Origin of the sequence: Catenulispora sp. GAS73 (assembly GCF_041262085.1) — a bacterium.
In the GTDB taxonomy this organism is placed as follows: domain Bacteria; phylum Actinomycetota; class Actinomycetes; order Streptomycetales; family Catenulisporaceae; genus Catenulispora.
Map to the genome: position 1 here is coordinate 123,695 of NZ_JBGCCM010000020.1, position 15,844 is coordinate 139,538.

Annotated in this window: 13 protein-coding genes; 10 read left to right on the forward strand and 3 right to left on the reverse strand. The window is 70.0% G+C overall.

Going from position 1 to position 15,844, the window contains the following annotated elements:
• The first annotated feature begins 77 nt into the window (after positions 1-77).
• From ABH935_RS28620 to ABH935_RS28630, 3 genes are read left to right on the forward strand one after another with little or no spacing between them, the layout of a single operon-like run.
• A complete protein-coding gene (locus ABH935_RS28620; RefSeq protein WP_370381029.1) occupies positions 78-596 on the forward strand; it encodes a hypothetical protein in 519 nt (172 codons plus the stop codon).
• 23 nt (positions 597-619) lie between these two features.
• Positions 620-1,822 carry a sensor histidine kinase gene (locus ABH935_RS28625; RefSeq protein ID WP_370381030.1) on the forward strand — a complete coding sequence of 401 codons (1,203 nt, stop codon included), beginning with the start codon at positions 620-622 and terminating at the stop codon, positions 1,820-1,822.
• Positions 1,819-2,499 (forward strand): response regulator, encoded by a 681-nt coding sequence (locus ABH935_RS28630; protein WP_370381031.1) that lies wholly within the window; start codon positions 1,819-1,821, stop codon positions 2,497-2,499. The genes ABH935_RS28625 and ABH935_RS28630 overlap by 4 nt, the downstream gene beginning before the upstream one ends.
• 36 nt (positions 2,500-2,535) lie before the next feature.
• On the opposite strand, the gene ABH935_RS28635 is transcribed toward ABH935_RS28630, so the two are convergent.
• The gene (locus ABH935_RS28635) at positions 2,536-5,469 is read right to left on the reverse strand and encodes a LuxR C-terminal-related transcriptional regulator (RefSeq protein ID WP_370381032.1); all 2,934 of its coding nucleotides are present in this window, start codon (positions 5,467-5,469) and stop codon (positions 2,536-2,538) included.
• A 189-nt stretch (positions 5,470-5,658) separates the two neighbouring features.
• Here ABH935_RS28635 and ABH935_RS28640 point away from each other — a divergent pair, with 189 nt between their 5' ends.
• The 3 genes from ABH935_RS28640 to ABH935_RS28650 all read left to right on the forward strand — a co-directional run bounded on the left by ABH935_RS28640 (position 5,659) and on the right by ABH935_RS28650 (position 8,631).
• On the forward strand, positions 5,659-6,423 hold the full coding sequence (locus ABH935_RS28640; protein ID WP_370381033.1) for a BTAD domain-containing putative transcriptional regulator: 765 nt from the start codon (positions 5,659-5,661) through the stop codon (positions 6,421-6,423).
• Positions 6,424-6,544: 121 nt separating this feature from the next.
• Positions 6,545-7,402 carry a sugar phosphate isomerase/epimerase family protein gene (locus tag ABH935_RS28645; RefSeq protein WP_370381034.1) on the forward strand — a complete coding sequence of 286 codons (858 nt, stop codon included), beginning with the start codon at positions 6,545-6,547 and terminating at the stop codon, positions 7,400-7,402.
• Positions 7,399-8,631 carry a Gfo/Idh/MocA family protein gene (locus tag ABH935_RS28650; RefSeq protein ID WP_370381035.1) on the forward strand — a complete coding sequence of 411 codons (1,233 nt, stop codon included), beginning with the start codon at positions 7,399-7,401 and terminating at the stop codon, positions 8,629-8,631. Before ABH935_RS28645 ends, ABH935_RS28650 begins: the two co-directional genes overlap by 4 nt.
• Here the strand turns inward: ABH935_RS28650 and mgrA are convergent.
• The gene (gene mgrA, locus ABH935_RS28655) at positions 8,621-9,613 is read right to left on the reverse strand and encodes an L-glyceraldehyde 3-phosphate reductase (protein WP_370381036.1); all 993 of its coding nucleotides are present in this window, start codon (positions 9,611-9,613) and stop codon (positions 8,621-8,623) included. The genes ABH935_RS28650 and mgrA overlap by 11 nt on opposite strands.
• 143 nt (positions 9,614-9,756) lie before the next feature.
• Here mgrA and ABH935_RS28660 point away from each other — a divergent pair, with 143 nt between their 5' ends.
• The 4 genes from ABH935_RS28660 (at position 9,757) to ABH935_RS28675 (ending at position 14,369) form a co-directional block, all read left to right on the forward strand.
• Positions 9,757-10,653 (forward strand): LysR family transcriptional regulator, encoded by an 897-nt coding sequence (locus ABH935_RS28660; protein WP_370381037.1) that lies wholly within the window; start codon positions 9,757-9,759, stop codon positions 10,651-10,653.
• A gap of 110 nt (positions 10,654-10,763) precedes the next feature.
• Positions 10,764-11,183, forward strand: coding sequence for a cysteine/serine endopeptidase inhibitor (locus tag ABH935_RS28665; RefSeq protein WP_370381038.1), 420 nt, complete (start codon positions 10,764-10,766; stop codon positions 11,181-11,183).
• A 58-nt stretch (positions 11,184-11,241) separates the two neighbouring features.
• Positions 11,242-12,519 (forward strand): tetratricopeptide repeat protein, encoded by a 1,278-nt coding sequence (locus ABH935_RS28670; protein WP_370381039.1) that lies wholly within the window; start codon positions 11,242-11,244, stop codon positions 12,517-12,519.
• Positions 12,519-14,369, forward strand: coding sequence for a tetratricopeptide repeat protein (locus ABH935_RS28675; RefSeq protein WP_370381040.1), 1,851 nt, complete (start codon positions 12,519-12,521; stop codon positions 14,367-14,369). The genes ABH935_RS28670 and ABH935_RS28675 overlap by 1 nt, the downstream gene beginning before the upstream one ends.
• Positions 14,370-14,888: 519 nt before the next feature.
• Here ABH935_RS28675 and ABH935_RS28680 read toward each other — a convergent pair.
• On the reverse strand, positions 14,889-15,758 hold the full coding sequence (locus tag ABH935_RS28680) for a glycosyltransferase family 2 protein (RefSeq protein ID WP_370381118.1): 870 nt from the start codon (positions 15,756-15,758) through the stop codon (positions 14,889-14,891).
• Positions 15,759-15,844: the final 86 nt, after the last annotated feature.

Below are 15,844 nucleotides of genomic sequence, written 5' to 3' on the forward strand. Positions count from 1 at the left end.
CACCACCCCGGCCGTCCCTAGCGTTGGCGGCGCCGTCACCGAGGCCCACGAGAAGGCCCGACACCGGGGAGAAGAAGATGAGCCTGCTGGAAGTCCTGGCCGCGATCGTGATCGTCGCCTACGTCATCGCCCGCCAGTTCCTCGGCGAGACGCTGCGCGCCAAGCGCGTGATCGTCCTGCCCGCGGTCCTGCTCGTGATCGGGATCTCGGGCCTGCACCACGGCGCCAGACACCCGACCTCCACCGACTACGCGTGCATCGCGACCGGAGCCGCCGTCGCCGCCGCGATCGGCCTGGCCCAGGGCATCGTGATGCGGCTGGAATCGCGTGACGACGTCCTGTGGGGCCGGATGCCGAAGGCCGGGCTGTGGCTGTGGCTCGGGCTCGTCCTCTCGCGCCTGCTCTTCACCGTCATCGCCGCCGGACTGGACGCCAAGGTCGCCGCGTCCTCCGCGCCGATCCTCCTGACGCTCGGCGCCAACCGCCTCGCCATGGCGGGCGTGATCGTCCTGCGGGCCCAGGCGATGGGCATCCCGTTCGCCCCCGAGAGCGGCGCGGCCTCCGGCCTGACGTCGCGCCTGAACAGGCCGTCGTGACCCGGCGCCGGTACTCTCCCGGTGTGCTGCGCACCACCCAATGGCTGCTGAGGACCACCGCGGTCATCGTGATCGGCGTCGAGACCCTCGCCTTCGGCCGAGACCGGAGTGCGACGGCCGACGCCGCGACCGCGACGGCGCTCGCAGTGTCCTGCATCGCCCTGGCTCTGTGGGCGCTTCTCGAAGCCCGAGGCGAGCTGCGGGCCCGCCGCGGCACCGTGCTGGCGCTGCTGTTGACCGTGATCGCGGTCGCCGCCGGAAGCGTCTCGACCCAGCACGGCAGCTCCATGATCGGTGTCGCCGTCGTGGCCGTCGTCGCAGCCGGAACCCAGACGGAACTCGCGACCAGCTGGTACATCGCCAGTGCCGCGGCCGTGGCCATCGCGGCCGGCGGCCTGGCGACCGACGCGGACACCGGCAGTGTCCTGGGCTACCTGCTGATCGTGCTGGTCTCGCTGCTCGCCGGACACCAGCGCCGCTCCTACCGCGTCCAGGCCGAGCAGTCGGCGCTGTTGCTCCAGCAGGTCGAACAGCTCCGCGCGGAGCAGCGGCGCGTCGCGGTGCTGGACGAGCGCGCCCGGATCGCCCGCGAGATCCACGACGTGCTGGCGCACTCGCTCGGCGCGCTGGGCATCCAGATCCAGGCGGCACGCGCGCTGTTGGAGGACCACGACTGCAGCGATAGCGACGGCAACGGCCACTGCCACGCCGGCGTCGAGCGGGCCGACGAGGTCCTGGCCGTGGCCCAGCGGATGGCAGGCGACGGCCTGACCGAGACCCGCCGCGCCGTCAACGCCCTGCGCACGGACACCGCCTCGCTGGACCGGCAACTCGCGACCATGGCGCAGGAACACCGCCGCCTCCACCGCAGCGCGGTGCGCCTCCGGATCGACGGCGACGCCGCCCCGCTACAGTCGGAGCAGACGCTCGCCGTCGCACGCGTCGCGCAGGAGTCGCTGACTAACGCCGCCAAGCACGCACCCCACCGGGAGATCCAGATCGTCGTGCTGTACGAGGAAGAGGCTGTAACGCTGACCGTCGCCAACGCGCTCGCGCCCGACGGCGCCGACGCCCCCACAGCCGGATTCACCACTGTCGGATTCGCCACCGTGAACGGCGGCTACGGCCTCACCGGCATGCGCGAACGCCTCCTCCTGCTCGGCGGCACCCTGACCGCAGGCGTCGACGACGGCCGCTGGACCGTCGTCGCGAAGGTCCCCCGATGACCGATCCCCAGTCCGATCCCCGCCCCGACGCCCCGCTGCGCATCGTGGTGGCCGACGACCAGGCGACCATCCGCGAAGGGCTGGTCCTGATGCTCGACCTCCTGCCGGACATCCAGGTCGTCGGCTCCGCCGCGGACGGCGAGCAGGCCATCGCCCAAGTCGCCGAGCACCGCCCCGACGCCATCCTGCTGGATCTGCACATGCCGGTCCTCGACGGCCTCGAAGTGACCCGGCGCCTGGCCGCCTCGCACCCGGACGTCGCGATCGTCGTGCTCACCACCTACGCGAACGACACCTCAGTGCTCGACACCCTCCGCGCCGGAGCCCGCGCCTACCTGACCAAGAACGCCGACCGCCGGCACATCGCCCGCACCCTGCACAGCGCCGCCGACGGACTGACGGTCCTGGACCCGCGGGTTCAGGAGATGCTGCTGTCCGCGACGACCTCGGGCAACGGCACCGCATCCGCCGAGCCCACGCTCACGGACGGTCTGACAGCGCGGGAAGGCGAGATCCTGACGCTGATGGCGCGCGGTTCATCGAACTCTGAGATCGCCGCGACGCTCTTCCTGAGCGCCAACACCGTCAAGACGCACATCAACCGGATCTTCGCCAAAACCGGTTCCCGCGACCGGGTCGCCGCGATCCGCTACGCGCAGCGGCACGGTCTCGACTGACGAGGTGCCCTGATATAGGCATCCTGATAAAGGAGCTCACCGCCCCGCGTCTTCGACCGCCTCGCTCCCACCACGGTTGCCGATGATCCGCGGCAGCTCCCCTCGCGACGACACCCCGAGGCGGCGGTACACCCGCCCCAGATGCGCCTCGACGGTCCGCGGGCTCAGGAACAGGCGCTGCGCTATCTCCCTCGACCGCAGGCCCGCTGCGGCCAGCGCCGCGATCTCGCGCTCCCGGTCGCTGAGCATGCCGAGCGGTCCGGACCCGGACCCGTCGGCGCCGACCCCGGCCCCGGCATTGTCAGCGCCGTCAGCGTCCTCCGAGCGCGCCGGTGTGCCGCCGTCCCGCGCCACGGTCTCCAACTCGGCCCGCGCGCGAGCGGTGTCCTCCTGCACCCACAGCGCGCCCAGCGCGTCCGCCGCCGCCGACGCCGCGTCCAGCCAGACCAGCGCCGCGTCGTGGCCCTGGGCTGCGTCCGCCGCGGCCGCACCCATCGCCTGGGTCCAGGCCCGCTGGATCGGCATCCCGGCGCGCTCGAACCGGTCCGTGGCCTGCTCGAAGACGTCCACGGCCAGGTCCGGGCGGCCGTCGGCCAGATGCAGCGCCGCGCGGGCGCGCATCGCGCTCGCGGTCTGCCCGGTCAGCCCGAGCCGTGACGCGGCGGCCTCCGCGTCCTCGGTCCAGCCGCGCGCCGCCGCCAGGTCGCCCAGGCGCAGCGCGGCCATGGCCATCAGGGCCTTGAGTGAGGGTTCGAGCGCGGGCTGCGCGACCGCCACGTCCTGACCGTCGGCGCGCTCCAACATCGTGCGCAACGCGCCGTCGGGATCGCCGCCGAGGATCTGCACCTGGGCCGCGAGGCCGAGCGCGCTCAGCGCCCACCAGCTGCGGTGCGTCTCGACGTCGGCGATCGCGGACTCGACGAGCGTCAGGATCTCCCCCAGGTCGCGCCGACCGTGCGTCCAGATCATCGCCGACGCCCGGATCGCCTTGGCCAGGCCGACACCTTCCTGGGACCCGACGGCGGCGGCGAGTTGTTCGGCCTGGACGGCCCACTCGGTGGCCGTCTCCAGCCGGCCGGTGAACAGGTCCACGCTGGCGATGCACAGGAGCTGGTGCAGGACCACATGCAGCTGCGTACCGCCGCCGGCGACCTTCAGTCCACGCTTCACGTGTCGCGAGGCGTCCTCGAACCGCTCAAGGTAGAGCTCTGCGACGCCGAGCGTCACAAACATCTCAGGAGACTGACCCGCCTGGGGATCTGCCAGCGCGTCCACCGCGCCAGTGCACAGTCGCACGCCTTCCAGGGCGACAGCCACATCTCCAACATAAGCATCCTGACATACTGCCAGGCAACGGATCGCGATCTCAGTCGTGTGCTGGGGGCGGACGGTGGTGTCCACCGCCGAGCGAATCATCTCGCGCGCTTGAATGTGGTCCCCGCGCAGCGACTGCACCAGCGCGTACTCGTAGACCATCATCACAGCTTCCATCGGCAGCGCGCCGTCTTCCCGCAGGGCCGGCAGGAGTCCCAACGCGGTGGCGGCGATGGCCTCGGCCTCGGAGTACCGGCACAGCAGCCGCTCGACGTCCGCCGCGGCCCCGTACGCCCGGAGCGCGAGCTGCCACGGCAGGTCCGCGACGCGGCCCAGCACCTCGTGGACCAGGGTCCTGGCCTCGTCCAGCCGCCCCACGGCGATCAGCGCGCGGCAGCGCAGGATCTCCGTCTCGGCGCGCTCCCGGCCGCCGTGCGGGATGTAGTCCAGCGCCAGACCCGACCAATGCGCCGCGGCGGCCGGATCGCTCGCCACCACCTCGGCGGCGGCCCGGGCCAGGATCGGTGCGGCGGTCGCGGAGTCGGTGCCCAACAGGTGCTCGGCGTGCCGGGCCAGCACCGACGCGGCGACCTGCCGCGCCGCGAGCAGGTCCAGAGCTCGCCGGTGGCCCGCCGACTGTTCGGACAGGCTGGAGTGCTCGTGGGCGACGTGCGCCAGCACCGGATCGCGGAACGTGAACTCGCCGTTGCCGCGCCGCCTGATCAGGTCGGCCTGCGACAGCTCGCCGAGAGCGGTCAGGACCCGATCGGCCTGCAGCGCACTGACTTCCGTGACGTCGCCGGGCCGGAACGGATCGCCCAGAATCGCGGCGGCGCGCAACACCGCCCCGGCTTCCGGCGAGAGCAGGTCGAGTTCCGAGGTCAGCGCCGCGGCCTCGCGCAGCAGTCCACCCGGGTCGCCGCCAGCCTGGAACGGCCACAGCACCGGATCCCAGCCGGCCGCCAGCAGGATCCTGAGATTGCGGGGGCTACCGCCGGCCGCGTCGCCGAGCCTGCGGTCGTGGATGTCATCGGTCCCGCTAGCGCTCCCCGCCGAGGCACCGGTCCAGCGGCCGGCGAGCCCGCGCATGGAGTCCGCGTTCAGCGGCGAGAGCACGACGCGGGTCACAGTTCCGATGCGGACACCGTCGTCCAGCGCGTCCAGCAGCGCCGGGTTGGTCTGCCGCGGCCGGTGCGACACAACCAACAAGAACGGCCCCGGCACCGGATTACGCACCAACCGCATCGCGATCTCGACCGACATCGGGTCGCACCACTGCACGTCGTCGAGCAGCACCGCACCGCCGGGCCCAGCGGCCCAGGCAGTCGCGAGCGTTCTGGCCGCCTGCGGATCTAACGCCCCGCCGAGATCCACGGCGCGCAGCTCCGGATGTTCCTCCCAGGCGCTGCGGAAGATCTGGCCGGGGGCGGCATCGCCCCGGACCGCGTGCCCGCGGGCCAACCGCGCGCCGGATCCGGTGACCATACCCGCGAGGACGGCCAGCAGGCTGGTCTTCCCCATTCCAGGATCGCCGACGACCTCCAGGATGGTCCCGCGCCCCGAGCGCAGCAGGCTCACGACCTGCTCCAGACGCGCGACCTCGGCGTCCCGTTCCACTAGTGGCCCGTCGAAGCGCGAGGGGCTGATGAGTGGCATCGACACAAGGTAAGACTCTCCAATTCTGGGAGCCGATACTCCATGCGGTGCTTGCCGAATGGTGAATGTTTCCACCGATCGCGGATCACCGCGTCCGTCAGGCCCTTGACCAGGCGATGTTATCCGGATCTTAGCCCGGTGGGAGGACAACCGGCGAGGCTGGAGCCTCCACCACACGGGGAGTTACCTATGCGGTTCAGGCTTCTTGGTCCCTTGGAAGTCGTCGACGTCGCCGGCCAATGGCAACCCGTCGCAGGCCCACGCCAACGGATCCTACTGGCGACACTGCTCCTTCACGCCAGCACTCCGGTCTCAGTGGATCAGCTCGCTGAGACGGTCTGGGACGGCGTACCCCCGGCCGGCTACGCACAGACGCTACGCAGCCACGTCATGCGCCTACGCCGCAGCCTCCAGGAGCAGGACGCGGCACGCCTCCAGACCCGCGCCCCCGGCTACACCCTGGAGGTTCCGGAGTCCGATCTCGACACGCACCGCTTCGAGATCCTATGCCGCGAGGCCGGCGAACACCTACGCGCCGGCGCCTGGAGCGAAGTCGACGACACGACGGAGCGTGCGTTGGGACTGTGGCGCGCGCAGCCACTATTGGACGTGTCCTCGCACCTGCTCGCCAGAACCATGCTGCCGCGCTTGGAGTACTTGCGACTCCAGCTACTGGAGTACCGCTTCGAGGCAGCACTACGGCTGGGACGAGACCACGTCCTGGTACCTCAACTTCAGTCACTCGTAGCAGTCCACCCGCTGCACGAACGCTTCCACGCACAACTGATGCTGTCACTGTCCCGAACCGGCCGCCGCGTCGAGGCACTGGACGCCTACCGAACGGCCCGCCGCATCCTCATCGACGAGCTCGGCGTGGAACCCGGCCCGGAGATGACCCGGGTACATCAGAGCATTCTGTCGGGCGACGATCCGGTCTTCGGCCGGGCGGCCTGAGCTGTGACGGGTTCGGATTAAGAGGCGCTCCTGCTGAATCCCATCGTCTCCCCCTGTTGGACTCCCGTCCATCACCCGCGCCAAGGTGGAAGACGCAGGGCTCTCCACCAGAGGAGCTGCGATGAGCCGAACTGACAAACCGAACCCCATAACCTGGACCCTCAGCGGGTTCGGCGACGAAATCAGCCCCGACCCCGAAGTCCAAATCGCAGTGCTGCAGGCCCTAGGCGCCCGCCACATCGAGATGCGCGGAGCCTGGGACACCAACGTCGTCGATCTGACCGACGACCAAGTCGACACCTTCGCCGCGACCTTGAACCGCTGGGGCATGGGCGTCTCCGCCATCGCCTCCCCCATCGGCAAGGTGAACATCGTCGGGGATCCCGAGGACGAGCTTCGCCGATTGGCCCGCGCCATCACGGTGGCGCACCGCTTCGGCACCCGCTACATCCGGATGTTCTCCTTCTACCGGCCGGAGGGGGTGAGCGCGGCGGACGTGCGCGATCCGGTGCTCAAGCAGATCAGTGCCCTGACGCGGCTCGCCGAGCGCGAGGACGTGGTGCTGGTGCACGAGAACGAGAAGGACATCTACGGCGACATCCCCGAGCGCGTCCTGGACCTCATCGAGTCGGTGGGCTCCGACGCACTACGAATGGCGTGGGACAGCGCCAACTTCGTCCAGGTCGGCGTGGCGCCGTTCACCGACGCCTACGCGATGCTGCGGCCGCACATCGAATACCTACAAGTAAAGGACGCCATCGCCGCAACCGGCGAAGTAGTCCCCGCCGGCGAGGGCGACGGCCAGTTGCTCGACACGCTGACCGCGCTGCGCGACGACGGCTACACCGGTTTCGCCTCGCTCGAACCGCACCTGGCCCTCGGCCACGCGACCGGCGGATTCTCCGGCCCCGAGCTGTTCGGCCGCGCGGCCCGCGCCCTCGCCAGCCTGCTCGACACGATCGGAGTGGCAACCGCATGACCCACGACGACCACACCACCAACACCCTGGCCGTCGCCATCGTCGGCGCGGGCACGATCGGCCGAATCCACGCCGAGGCCGTCGGGCGGCATCCCCGGCTCCGCGTCGCGGCGATCGTCGACCCCGACGTCGCCGCGCGGCACAAGCTCGCCGAGCACATCACGGCAAGCACGAGCGCCGAGCCCGCCGCCCCCGGCGAGGCCTACGAGAACGGCGAGCGCGCCCCAATCGCCCGACCCGCCGAATTCGACTCCCTCGCCGAAGCCCTCGCCACCGACAACATCGACCTCGTCGCCGTCTGCGTCCCCACCGGCCTGCACGCCGCCGCCGTCGCCGAGACCCTGGCCGCCGGTGTCCACGTCCTCGTCGAGAAGCCGATCGACGTCTCGCTCCCAGAAGCCCGCCGCCTCGCCGCGCTCGCCGAGGACGCGGCGCGCCGCGGCATCGTCAGCAGCGTCATCAGCCAGCACCGCTTCGACCCGGCGAGCACAGCCGTCGCGTCGGCGATCGCCGACGGCCGCATGGGCCGCCTCACCTCAGCCGTGGCCTCCGTCGCGTGGTGGCGCAGCCAGGAGTACTACGACTCCGCGCAGTGGCGCGGCACCTGGGCCCTGGACGGCGGCGGAGCCCTGATGAACCAGGGCGTCCACACCGTCGACCTCCTGGCCTGGTTCCTCGGCCGTCCCGTCGAGGTCTCCGCGCACGCCGCCACGCTGGCCCACGAGTCCATCGAGGTCGAGGACGTCGCGGTCGCCACGGTCCGCTTCGCGTCCGGAGCCCTCGCGGTCCTGCACGCCACCACCGCCGCCTACCCCGGCCTGTCGGTCCGCCTCCAGATCCACGGCAGCACCGGATCGGCCGTCCTGCACGACGACCAGTTGGAGTACTTCCACGTCGCGCAGCACGGCACCGGGGAAACCGGCGGGCCCTACGGCGGCGCCGAGCCCGACAACCAGGCCTCCCACGTGGTCCCCGAAGCGGAACTGCGCGGCAACCCCAAGCCCGCCGACACCTTCATCCTCAGCCACCTGCGCCAGTACGAGGACGTGCTCGACGCCATCGAGACCGGCCGCCCGCCGACGGTCACGTTCCAGGACGGCCTGATGGCGCTGGCCATCGTCCGCGCGGTCTACGTGTCCTCGACCCTGAAGCGGCCGGTCGCGATCGACGCGCTACTTACCGGCGACTACGACGACGTGACCGTGACCGTGGACATGGCTACCGCCTGATCACCGCATCGATCCGCGCCAGCTCATCGGCGTCGAAGTCGAGGTTCCGCACAGCAGCGACGTTGTCCTCCAACTGCTCGGGGCTGCTGGCGCCGATGAGCGCGGAGGTGACCCGGCCTCCGCGCAGCACCCACGCCAACGCCAGCTGAGCCAGGCTCTGCCCGCGCGACTTCGCGATGTCGTTCAGATCGCGCAGCTGCGTCAGCAGTTCCTCGGTGAGCCGGTCGCTGTTCAGCGAGGATCCGTCCCGCGCGGCCCGAGATCCGTCCGGGACACCGTCGAGGTAGCGAGCCGTCAACAGGCCCTGCTCCAACGGCGAGAAGGCGATGGAGCCGACACCGAGTTCGCCGAGAGCGTCGAGCAGGCCGCGCTCCTCCGGGCCGCGGTCGAGCATCGAGTACTTCGGCTGATGGATCAGCAGCGGAGTGCCGAGTTCACCGAGGATCCGCGCGGCTTCCCGCGTCTGCTCGGCGGAGTAGTTGGAGACACCGACATACAGCGCCTTGCCCTGCTGAACGGCCGTGTGCAACGCCCGCATCGTCTCTTCGAGCGGCGTGTCGGGGTCGAAGCGGTGCGAGTAGAAGATGTCGACGTACTCGATCCCCATCCGCCCCAGACCCTGGTCGAGCGAGGAGATCAGGTGCTTGCGCGAGCCCCACTCGCCGTACGGGCCGTCCCACATCCGGTAGCCGGCCTTCGTCGAGATCACCAGCTCGTCCCGGTGATGCACGAAGTCCGTCCGCAGCGCTTCTCCGAGGGCTGATTCGGCGGCGCCGCCGGGCGGGCCGTAGTTGTCGGCGAGGTCGAAGTGCGTGACGCCGAGGTCGAAGGCGCGGCGCAGGATGGCGCGCTGGACCTCCGCGGGGCGGCTGGGACCGAAGTTCTGCCAGAGGCCGAGCGAGACGGCCGGCAGGCACAGGCCGCTGTTACCGGAGCGCCGGTAGGGCATGGAGGCGTAGCGGTCGGGGTGGGCGGTGTACATCGCGACTCCCAATGCGGTGGGTGGTTCGGGCCCCGGTTCCGCGGGGCCCGCGGCTACTTTTCCGCGAGCGGCGAGCAGAAGTCCAACAGGAGAATCTGCTGGGATTCAGCGGCTTTCCTTCTCAATCGCTAGGCTCCCGCACCATGGAGATACGCCAGCTTCAGCACTTCGTGTCCGTCGCCGAGGAGCAGCACTTCACCCGCGCGGCGGCTCGGCTGATGGTTTCCCAGTCCGGGCTGTCGGCCTCGATCCGGGCGCTGGAGCGGGAGTTGCAGGCGCCGCTGTTCGTGCGCACGACGCGCACGGTGACGCTCACCGAAGCCGGCCGGGCGCTGCTGGTGGAGGCCGAGCGGATCCTGGCGCAGGAGCGTGCGGCGCGGGAGGCGGTGGCCGCGGTGCAGGGCGTGCTGCGCGGAACGCTGACGCTGGGCGCCGAGCAGTGCGTCGCCGGGGTGCACGTGGCCGGGCTGCTGGCCGCCTTCCGGCGGCTGCATCCGCAGGTGGAGATCCGGTTGCGGCAGTGGGGATCGGCGGCGCTGGCCGAACAGGTCGCATCGGGGCGCCTGGACATGGCCTTCGCGTATCGGACGGAGGAGGATCCGGAGCGGCTGCGGTCGGTGTCGCTGACCAGCGAGCCCATGTACGTGCTCTGCCATCCCGATCACGCGCTGGCGGCCGCCGGCGCCGTGGCGACCCCGCACGACCTCGGCGGCGAGGTGTTCGTCGACTTCCACCCGGACTGGGGACCGCGCCGCGTGACGGACGCCGCGTTCGCCGCGCTGGGCGTGCGCCGGACCGTGACCCTGGAGGTGAACGACGTGCACAGCCTGCTGGACCTGGTGGACGAAGGACTCGGTGTCGCAGTCGTACCGCGGCACTTCCGGTGCAAGCGGGCCAGCCTGGTCGCGTTGCCGCTGAAGGACTACGGCGACGTCACGTACGAGACCGCGGCGCTGCTCCCGCTTCCGGAGGCGACCAGTCCGGCGGCGAGGGCGTTGATGGGCCTGTTGGAGGCAGAGCTCCGAGAATCAAAGCCCTGATGACATGAGGATGACACCGAGTATCTCAAGGGGCGATCCCGGCGCCCTTGACCGTTTTGTCACCATGCCTCAGGGTACTCACAAGTACTCCTCCAGAGAGGGACAAAGCCGTGCACCTCCCCAAGTACGCACGCCCCGTCCTCGCCGTCCTGGCCACCGCTGGCACGTTCACGGTCCTGGGCATCGGTCCCGCCGCCGCGGACATCCCCATCGGCCAGCCGATCGACGGCACCTCCACGTACTACAACGACGCCGGCTACGGCGCCTGCGGCAACCAGATCAACGCCGCGACCGACTGGCTGGTCGCCGTGCCCGCCGCGTACTGGACCACGCCGAACCCGAACAACGACCCGGTCTGCGGGCTGTCGGTGCAGGTGACGTACAACGGCACCACGATCACGGTGCCGGTCCAGGACAAGTGCCCGACCTGCGACCCCTCGCACATCGACCTGAGCCTGCCGGCCTTCCAGTCGCTGGCCGACCCGAACCTCGGGGTCATCGACGTCACGTGGGAGTTCGTCAATCCCTGAGCCGTGCGACCGCGCGCAACGACTATGCTCGCGGGAAGTTCGCCGGGAGGGGAGAGCCATGTCCGACGGGGAAAGCCCGCTGATCAACGCGTTGCGGCAGGCGGTTCGCTCCGCGCCGGAGCAGGCCGAGTTCCGCGTCGCGCTCGCCGAGGCACTGATCGACGCCGGCGACACGCAGGACGCGATCGTCGAGCTCGGTGAGGCACTACGGCTGGACCCGGATTCGGCACGGGCCCGGGAGCTGATGCTCGCGGCGCTCAGCGGCGGCGCGACGGCAGCCGGACCTCCAAGCCCGGCAAGCGAAACGGATCCCGCCGCGGACCAGGACCCCGGCTTCGACTGGTCCGCCGCCGAAGCCGAGCTCGACTTCCCCCAACCGCCCCGCTTCACCTCCTCCCCCAAGCCGGTGTCCGCCGACGACGACGGCGAGGACCCCGAAGGCAGCCCGGCGCACGACGTCGAACGCCCGGCCCTCAGCCTCGCCGACGTCGGCGGCATGGCTGAAGTGAAGGAACGCCTTCAGCTGTCGTTCCTCGCGCCGATGCGGAACCCGGAGCTCCGCAAGCTCTACGGCAAGTCCCTGCGCGGCGGCCTGCTCCTCTACGGCCCGCCCGGCTGCGGCAAGACCTTCATCGCCCGCGCGGTCGCCGGCGAGATCGGCGCGGCCTTGATCTCGGTGGGCATCTCCGAGGTGCTGGACCTGTGGTTCGGCGCGTCGGAGAAGAACCTGACCGAGCTGTTCGAGCTGGCACGGCGGCAGGCCCCGTGCGTGCTGTTCTTCGACGAGCTGGACGCCCTGGGGCAGCGGCGCAGCCTGACCCGCAGCTCGTCCATGCGCACGGTGGTCAATCAGTTCCTGGCCGAACTGGACTCGGTGGGCTCGGACAACGAGGGCGTGTTCGTACTCGGCGCGACGAACGCCCCGTGGGACGTCGATCCGGCCCTGCGGCGCCCGGGGCGCTTCGACCGCACCGTCCTGGTCCTCCCCCCGGACGCGCCGGCCCGCGAGGAGATCCTGCGCTACCACCTGCGCGACCGGCCGATCGCCGAGATCAACCTGGAGTCGCTGGTGGAGCGCACCGACGGGTTCTCCGGCGCGGACCTCGCCTACCTGTGCGAGTCGGCCACGGAGAAGGCACTGATGGACGCGGTGCGCAGCGGGGAGGTGCGATTGATGGGGATGGACGACTTCGACGCCGCGCTGAAGGACGTGCACCCTTCGACCGGGCCGTGGTTCGACGCCGCACGCTCGGTCGCGCTGTTCGCCAACGAGGGCGGCACGTACGACGACCTCGCGGCGTACTTCAAGAACCGCAAGGGCACGAAGGGGCTCTGATGGCGGACGAGGAGTCGCTGCGGGCCTCGGTCCAGCGTGCCATCGCCCTAATCCGCCTGGAGCGCTACACCGAGGCCGAGCCGATGCTGCGGACGGTCCTGGCGGCCGAGCCCGAGCACTACGGGGCGCTGGTGAACCTGGCATGGCTGCTCGACCTCGTCGACCGCCGAGACGAGGCGCTGCAGACCGCGCGGCTGGTGATCGCGCGCTGGCCGCAGGACACCGAGGGCTTCTACCGAGCCGCGCTGATCCACAAGCAGGACAAGGAGTTCGACGAGGCGCTGGCGCTGCTCCAGCGGGCTTTGGAGATCGCACCGGACGAGGGCCGCGTGCTACGGCAGTACGCGCAGGTGCTCGGGCGTTTCCCGGAGCGGCGTGCGGAGGCCCTGGCGGTGGCGGACCGCGCCATCGAGGTGGATCCGGAAGTCGGCGACAGCTTCCAGACGCGCGCGATGGTGCTCGTGGACGAGTACCGGTGGCGGGAAGCGGACGGCGCGATGGAGCAGGCTCTGCAGTTGGAGCCGACGAACAGCACGTTCCTGATCCAGGCCGGAATCGTGAAGCTGCGGTTGGGCGCGATCGAGCGAGCCCGGGAGGCGTTCACGTCGGCGCTGCGGCTGAAGCCGAAGCCGTACCGAGTGCGCGAGGTACTGGACACGCTGGAGACGCAGGGCCTGCCGGCACCCATGCTCGACGTCTACACCCTCGGCTGCCAGGCCCTGGACATCCCCGACCTGGGCACGCCGGGCACCGCCGGCACCGACCCGGAGCTGCTGCGAACGCAGGCACGGATCGCCACATCGATGTGGCGCGCGGCGGTGTACAACCACGCGTGGTCGAAGGACTCGCGCGACCGCTGCCGCGCACTGGTGACGGCGATGTTGGACGCGGACCCAAGCCTGGTGCCCGCCCGACTACTGGCCGCCGAGATCGCCAGCGACGACGACCGCTACGAGGACCTGGTGGCCCTGGCGAAACCGCTGATCGCCGAGCACGAGGCCACCCGCGCACTGTTCCGCTGGACCGTGTACGCGCTAGAGGACTTAGAACGTCTCGACGAAGCCCTCGAACTCGCCACCGAGGCACGACACCGCTTCCGCGCCGCAAGCGAATCCGTGTCACTGCAGGGCCGAATCCTCGCCGAGCTGGGACGCCACGACGAGGCCGTAGCCGCCGCCGAAGCCGCGGTAGCACTGGCAGACAACGACCCCGGAGCCCTGACCTCCGCCGCGAACATCTACAAGCGGCTAGGAATGAAGGACGAAGCGAAGGCAGCGTACAAAGCCATCCTCCGCGTCGCCCCGAACCAGACCACCACCCTGTTCCAACTCGGCTCCCTCTACATGCTGGCCTACCAGGACCACCGCGCCGCCGAACGCCTGATCCAGCGCATCGACCTCCCCGACGTCGGCGGCGACCGCACCGCCGTCCTCGGCCAGATCCGCTTCCAACTCGGCAAGTGGGACCAGGCCCTCACCGACTTCGAGACCGCCCTAGCCACCCCGATGCGCGACCCGGTGACGGTCCCGGGAATCATCCTCGGCCTCCAACTCTTCGGCCCCCCGAAGCGCTTCCAGCCACTGCTCGACAGATGCATCGCCATCCGCGCCGACGGCACCCCCGCCGAACCAGTGACGATCCAGAAGCTCCGCCTGGCAGCCTTCACCCTGGTGAAGTACGGCGCCCTACCGGAAGCCGCCGAGGTCCTGGCGCAGATCCTGGAGCTGGACCCGGAGAACTACGAGGCCACGATCATGGCAAAGGTCGTCGCGGACCCCGAGGAGCCGGAGCACGCGGAGGCGATCGCAGTGGTGTTCGTGGAGGACGCACACGACGACGAGCGGTGGTGACGGGTCAGCGCAACCGGCGACGCGGTGAGGGGGTCCGAAGGACCATGCGGGGTGTTGGTTCTGGGTCCCTCGCCGCGTCGGCGGGCGAAGCCAACCTGGCCGGTTTGGTGGTGTCCAGCCGGACGAGGCTGCACCACAGCAGCAGCGATGCGGCTTGACGCCACCGGACCGGGCTGGTTCCGTAAGGCGACGACGTGGCGAGGGGCACAGAACCTCGGCGACCACAAGCAACACCGCCGCCCAACAACGCAACGCAGGCAACAGCGGATACAAAGCCGACCAGTCGCGGACCGCCGCCAAACAGCCGGACGCGCGGGTCGCCCCCTCGCTGTAGAGCGCCCGCCGGAGGCCTCAAGGCGCCCACCACGCACGACGATTGCCGCCTACGACATGCGCAGTGACTCGGACCGGCGCGTGGTCTTGCACCCACACAACCGCCAGCCGCCAGCGCACTACCGCAGAGACCCGAACCCGCCGCGCGGTCTGCCCACCAAAACCACCACCCCCCACCCCAACCCCTCACTCCGGCCGAGACCGCACGATGAGGTCAGCAAGCAACGCCATCGAGGCGATGATCAGCCCCGACAGCAACAACAACGCCGTGTTCTGCGCGAACCGGAACGGATGCACCACCAGATCGAACACCGCCTTCACCGCACCGATCCCCACCAACCACAACGCCGGCGGCATCAACACCTTCAACGGATTGAAATACATCACCATCCGCAACACCTGAAGGATGTACCGATACGCATCCGTCACAAACCGGAACTTCGACTTCCCCGCCCGCTTCGCATAATCGATCGGCACATACACCACAGGATGCTGATTCGACATGAACGCCAACGTGATCGTCGTCACACACGAGAACCCGGGCGGCAACAACCGCAGATACGGCAACGCCACCTCACGCCGCATCGCCCGCAACCCCGAGTTCAAATCCGGAATCTTCTGATTCGTCAACTTCTCGGCGATCTTCCGGATCACCCACTTCGCCGGGATCCGCAACAACCGATGCGACCCCATCTCCGCCCGACGCGCCCCCACCACCTGATCGATGTCCGCGTCGAAATCAAGCATCTCCACCAACTCGGGGATCCGCTCATTCGGATACGACATATCCGCATCCGTCCACACCACGATCTCACCCCGGGCCATCTTCGACCCGATCCGCCGCACCGTCCCGGCCCCACCGTTCCGGTTGAACGCCACCACCTTCACCGACGGATACTCGATCTCAGCCTTCCGCAACACCTCCAACGTCCCATCCGTGGAGGCGTCATCGATCGCCAGCACCTCATAGGGGTACCCCGTGGCATCCAACGCCGCGCAAATCCGCTGAATCTCCAGCAGAACATGCGCCTCCTCGTTGTAACACGGCAGAACCACACTGACATGGGGCGCCGGACCGCCGTCGGATTCCGCACCGGCCGCGGCGGCAACGGGCTCCTCGTGACGGTCCAGATCAATCAGCG

Excerpts from the sequence above, each read along its gene's own strand:
- ABH935_RS28620 (WP_370381029.1), top strand. The coding sequence starts at position 78 with ATGAGCCTGCTGGAAGTCCTGGCCGCGATCGTGATCGTCGCCTACGTC.
- ABH935_RS28630 (WP_370381031.1), top strand. The coding sequence starts at position 1,819 with ATGACCGATCCCCAGTCCGATCCCCGCCCCGACGCCCCGCTGCGCATC.
- ABH935_RS28635 (WP_370381032.1), bottom strand. The coding sequence starts at position 5,469 with ATGCCACTCATCAGCCCCTCGCGCTTCGACGGGCCACTAGTGGAACGG.
- ABH935_RS28640 (WP_370381033.1), top strand. The coding sequence starts at position 5,659 with ATGCGGTTCAGGCTTCTTGGTCCCTTGGAAGTCGTCGACGTCGCCGGC.
- ABH935_RS28645 (WP_370381034.1), top strand. The coding sequence starts at position 6,545 with ATGAGCCGAACTGACAAACCGAACCCCATAACCTGGACCCTCAGCGGG.
- ABH935_RS28650 (WP_370381035.1), top strand. The coding sequence starts at position 7,399 with ATGACCCACGACGACCACACCACCAACACCCTGGCCGTCGCCATCGTC.
- mgrA (WP_370381036.1), bottom strand. The coding sequence starts at position 9,613 with ATGTACACCGCCCACCCCGACCGCTACGCCTCCATGCCCTACCGGCGC.
- ABH935_RS28660 (WP_370381037.1), top strand. The coding sequence starts at position 9,757 with ATGGAGATACGCCAGCTTCAGCACTTCGTGTCCGTCGCCGAGGAGCAG.
- ABH935_RS28670 (WP_370381039.1), top strand. The coding sequence starts at position 11,242 with ATGTCCGACGGGGAAAGCCCGCTGATCAACGCGTTGCGGCAGGCGGTT.
- ABH935_RS28675 (WP_370381040.1), top strand. The coding sequence starts at position 12,519 with ATGGCGGACGAGGAGTCGCTGCGGGCCTCGGTCCAGCGTGCCATCGCC.